The 4,615-nt window shown below is 72.5% G+C and carries 4 protein-coding genes; 3 read left to right on the top strand and 1 reads right to left on the bottom strand.

Going from position 1 to position 4,615, the window contains the following annotated elements; genetic code table 11:
- From mltG to C2L58_RS26480, 3 genes are all read left to right on the top strand, one after another.
- Positions 1 to 1,733, top strand: a 1,733-nt coding sequence (gene mltG, locus C2L58_RS26490; RefSeq protein ID WP_233225946.1) for an endolytic transglycosylase MltG, incomplete at its 5' end; no start/stop codon positions are given.
- Positions 1,734 to 1,749: 16 nt separating this feature from the next.
- Entirely contained in the window at positions 1,750 to 2,577 is an 828-nt protein-coding gene (locus C2L58_RS26485; protein WP_233225947.1) for a shikimate dehydrogenase, read from the top strand.
- 75 nt (positions 2,578 to 2,652) lie between these two features.
- Complete coding sequence (locus C2L58_RS26480; RefSeq protein WP_103340398.1) at positions 2,653 to 3,897, top strand: GrpB family protein; 1,245 nt, start codon at positions 2,653 to 2,655, stop codon at positions 3,895 to 3,897.
- Here the strand turns inward: C2L58_RS26480 and C2L58_RS26475 are convergent.
- Positions 3,884 to 4,543: a TetR/AcrR family transcriptional regulator gene (locus C2L58_RS26475; protein ID WP_103340397.1), complete on the bottom strand. Its 660-nt coding sequence runs from the start codon at positions 4,541 to 4,543 to the stop codon at positions 3,884 to 3,886. The two genes, C2L58_RS26480 and C2L58_RS26475, sit on opposite strands and share 14 nt — an antisense overlap.
- Between the last annotated feature and the right edge of the window lie 72 nt (positions 4,544 to 4,615).

Below are 4,615 nucleotides of genomic sequence, written 5' to 3'. Positions count from 1 at the left end.
AGCCCGACGAGGGCGCCGAGTTCGAGCCGCCGGCTTCGCGCCGGCGTCGCCCGGTTCCCGAGCCCGACGAGGCCGAAGACAGCCCGCCCCGGCGCCGCGCTGTGCCCCAGCGAATCGAGCCGGCGCCCGCACGGCGGCGCCGCGCCGATCCCGACGCCGCCGAGCCGGGCCGGCGTGCCCCGGCGTCCGAGCCGGCGGAGGCCGCCGCCCCGCCGTCCCGCCGCCGGACCGCGCCCGACGCGGCCGAGGTCGCCGGTTCCCGGCGTCGCCGCGCGGCACCGGATCCCGACGCCGAACCGCCCGCACGGCGGCCCGCGCAACCGGGTGACCGCTCCACCGGCGTGCCCGAACCCGGCGCCGAGCCGCGCCGCCGCCCGCCGGCGCCGCCGGCCCGCGAAGAGCCGGTGACCGACGTCCTGCCCGCGCTGGCCCCGCTGCCCCCGGCCGAACCGCCGAGGACGCCCCCGGAGGAGCCCGGCCTCCTCGCCGAGGACGACGAGTACGCGGACTACGACGAGTACGAGGACTACGACGAGTACGAGGACTACGACGAGTCGGAGTACGACGAGGAGTACGACGGCTACGACGAAGAGCCGCGAAAGCCGCGGAAGAAGGGCAAGCGCGCCCTCGGCTGGGTCGCCGCGATCGCGGTGATCGCCCTGCTCGCCGGCGGTGCCTGGTACGGCTTCAACAGGTTCTTCGGCTACGACGACTTCGAGGGCGCCGGCACCGAAGACGTGGTGGTCCAGGTGGACGACGGCGACACGACGTCGGCCATCGCCACCAAGCTCACCACCGCGGGCGTCGTCGCCAGCGGCAAGGCGTTCGTGAAGGCCGGCGAGGGCAACCCCAAGCTCGCCCGGGTCCAGCACGGCTTCTACGTGATGAAGTCGCACATGTCCGGGGCCAGCGCGGTCGAGCGGCTCACCACCCCGGCCTCGCGGGTCGGGCAGCTGGAGGTCCGGCCGTACACGCAGTTCGACGACATCACCCAGCCCGACGGCAAGGTCACGCCCGGCGTGTACAGCCTGATGGCGAAGGCGTCCTGCGCGCAGCTCAACGGCAAGAGCACCTGCGTCTCGGCGGACGACCTGCGCAAGGCCGTCGAGGCGGCGGACCTGAAGCAGCTCGGCGTGCCGGACTGGGCGATCGAGCCGGCGAACAAGGCCGATCGCAAGGATCGCCGGCTGGAGGGCCTGATCGCGCCGGGGCTCTACGACGTCAAGCCCGGATCGACCGCGCAGGAGATCCTCGGGCAGCTGGTGCACACCTCGGCTGAGGCGATCCAGAACGCCGGGCTCAGTCCGGCGTCGACCGGTCCGGGGATGACGCCGTACCAGACGCTGATCATCGCCTCGATCATCGAACGCGAGGCGGTGAAGGCCGACTTCGGCAAGCTCTCGCGGGTCATCTACAACCGGCTGAAGGCCAACCCCACCATGCGGCTGCAGATGGACTCCACCGTCAACTACGTGCTCGACCGGCCGACGCTGCTGACCGACGAAGGCGAGCGGGTGAAGTCCGGTGCCTACAACACCTACAAGAACACCGGGCTGCCGCCGACGCCCATCGCGGTGCCGAGCCCGGACGCGATCAAGGCCGCGGTGAAGCCGCCGGACGGCGACTGGGTGTACTTCGTCAAGTGCGAGAAGAACGGCCTGTCCTGCTTCGCGGTCACCAACGACGAGCAGAACCACAACCGCGACCTGGCCAGGGAACGCGGTGTCATCTGAGCCGCGCAAGGCCGCGGTGCTGGGCAACCCGGTGGCGCACTCGCTGTCGCCGGTGCTGCACGGCGCCGCGTTCGCCGCGCTCGGCCTGACCGGCTGGACCTACGAGCGGATCGAGACGAGCGCCGAGGAGCTCCCGGGCCTGGTCGCGCGTCTCGGCCCGGAGTGGGCCGGGTTGTCGGTCACCATGCCGGGCAAGCGCGCGGCGCTGGACCACGCGGACGAGGTGACGCCCCGAGCGGCCGCCGTCGGCGCGGCCAACACCCTGGTCCGCACCGCGCGGGGCTGGCTCGCGGACTGCACCGACGTCGAAGGAGTCACCGGCGCGCTGCGCGCCGCGGGCGGCTACGAGCCGTCCCCCGCGGACACCGCGGTCGTGCTCGGCGCGGGGGGGACGGCGGCGGCGGCGGTCGTCGGGCTCGCTGCCCTCGGGGTCCGGCAGGTGCGGCTGGTCGTGCGCGAACCCGCCCGGGCCGGCGAAACGCTCGACGCGGCGAAGCGGGCCGGGCTCGACGTCGACGTCCTGCGCTGGGCCGAGACGGACTTCGCGGCCTTGGGCTCCGCGGCGGTGCTGGTGAACACCGTCCCGCCGGACGCGGTCGCCGCGCACGTAGCCGAGCTCGCCGCGGTCGGGCACGTCCTCGACGTCATCTACCACCCGTGGCCGACACCGCTCGCCCAAGCGGTCGAGGCGCGCGGGGGCCGGCTGGCGACGGGGCTGGACATGCTGCTGCACCAGGCGTTCGGCCAGGCCGAGCACTTCACCGGCCGGCCGGCCCCGCGGGCGGCGATGCGGGACGCGCTGCGCGCCGCGACGGGCGACCTGCTGCCGCTGCCGATCAGCTGACGGTGCCGATCCAGGAAAAGCGCTTGCGCGCGTTGATAATCTGGTCGACTGCCTTGCCGAAGGGGGTCTACCGGAATGACCAGCCAAGAAGCGTTGAGCGACGAGAAGGTCCAGAGCGCCTGGGTCGGCGAAGCGCCGAAGCTCAACTCGACCGTCACGCTCGCCGACTACGACCCGGAGTGGCCACGGCTCTTCGAGCGTGAAGCCGAGCGGATCCGGGGCGCGCTGGGGGAGCGGGTGCTCGTGCTCGAACACGTCGGCTCGACGTCGGTGCCGGGGCTGTGCGCCAAGCCGATCGTCGACGTCCTCCTGGAGGTGCCGGACTCCGACGACGAGGACGCCTACGTCCCGGCGCTGGAGGCGGCCGGCTACCGGCTCGTCATCCGCAAACCGGACTGGGAGAAGCACCGCTGCTTCAAGGGCCCGGACACGAACATCAACCTGCACGTCTACTCGCCGGGCAACGGCCAGACGCCGCGCTACCGCCTCTTCCGCGACCGCCTGCGCTCGCACCCGGAGGAGCGGGAGCTGTACGCGGCGAAGAAGCGTGAGCTCGCCGCGAGGGAGTGGAAGTACATCCAGCACTACTCCGACGCCAAGACGGAGGTGGTCGAGGAGATCCTCGGCCGCGCGCGGGCCGCGCAGTACGACGGCCACAGCGAGGCCTACGCCGAGCACGCGGAGAAGTCCGTCACCAACGCCCTCTACGACCGGCCGGCGATCCTCGACCTGGCCGGGGCCGTCGACGGGCTGAGGGTGCTCGACGCCGGCTGCGCGGCCGGGCACCTGAGCGCGCTCCTGGCCGAGCGGGGCGCCGACGTCCTCGGCGTCGACTCGAGCGCGGGCATGATCGCCGTCGCGCGCCGGAAGTTCGGCGACGTCGCCCGGTTCGAGGTCGCGGACATCGCCGGGCCGCTCCCCGTGCCGGACGGCTCGATCGACGTCATCACCGCGTCGCTCGTGCTGCACTACCTGGCGGACTGGGGCCCGGCCCTGGCGGAGTTCCGCCGGATCCTCAAACCCGGTGGGGCGCTGGTGTTTTCGGTGCACCACCCGGGCGAGGACTGGCGCTGGTTCGGCAAGGAGAACTACTTCGAGCTCGAACTGCTGGAGGACGAGTTCCCGCCCGGCACCGTGGTGCGCTTCCACCGGCGCCCGCTGAGCTGGACGTTCCAGGCGGTCCGTGACGCGGGCTTCGCGGTGGACCGCCTGGCGGAGCCGATGCCGCTCCCGGAGGCCGAGGCCGCCGACCCGCAGTGGACGGCGAACCTGCGGACCAAGCCGCGGTTCCTGTACTTCCGCGCGGTCAGTCCCGCTTAGCGAGGTCGTGGATCAGGTCGGCGATCTCCCGGCTGACGGGCCGGAACACCCGCAGCCGGGAGAGCGCGGCCAGCCGGGCCAGCAGCGGGACACTGCGCTCGACCAGCATCCGGCTGCGTTTCGTGCCGGCCGAGCGGTCGTGGACCCAGAACAGCACCACGCCCATCTGGTAGAGCCAGAGCAGCTCCGGCAGCTGTTCGCGCAGCTCCGGGTCGAGCTTGACGTCCGAGCCCTCGACGACCTCGCGCATGAGGCCGATCGACGCCTGGCGGGCGGCCGAAGAGTCGTCGCTGAACGGGCTCAGCGGCGACTCCGGGTCGGCCGCGTTGACGAAGAACTGCGTGCCGAAGCGGTGGTAGGGCTCGGCGACGTCGAGCCAGCACAGGAGCACCGCCTTGAGCCGGGCCGCGAAGCCGGCCTCGCCGTCCAGCAGCAGGCGGGCCGCGGTCAGGTGCTGCCCGGCCATCTCGTCGTAGAAGCCCTGGATCAGCTGTTCCTTGGACGAGAAGTAGTAGTAGGCGTTCCCGACGGAGACGCCCGCTTCGGCGGCGATCGCGCGCATCGTCGTGCGGTCGTAGCCGTTCTCGGTGAACAGCCGCATCGCGGTCGTGACGATCAGGGACCGCGTTTCCTCGCTCTTGGCCACGCGTTGCTCCTATGTCAAGCCGCTGCGGGGAGTGCGGCCGTGAGGGTTGTGGTGTCGGTTCGCAGGAGGTTG

The sequence above is a fragment of the Amycolatopsis sp. CA-126428 genome (genome assembly GCF_002904335.1).
Classification (GTDB): domain Bacteria; phylum Actinomycetota; class Actinomycetes; order Mycobacteriales; family Pseudonocardiaceae; genus Amycolatopsis.
The sequence above is the reverse complement of the archived record's forward strand: the minus strand, read 5'-3'. Positions and strand labels throughout refer to the sequence as shown.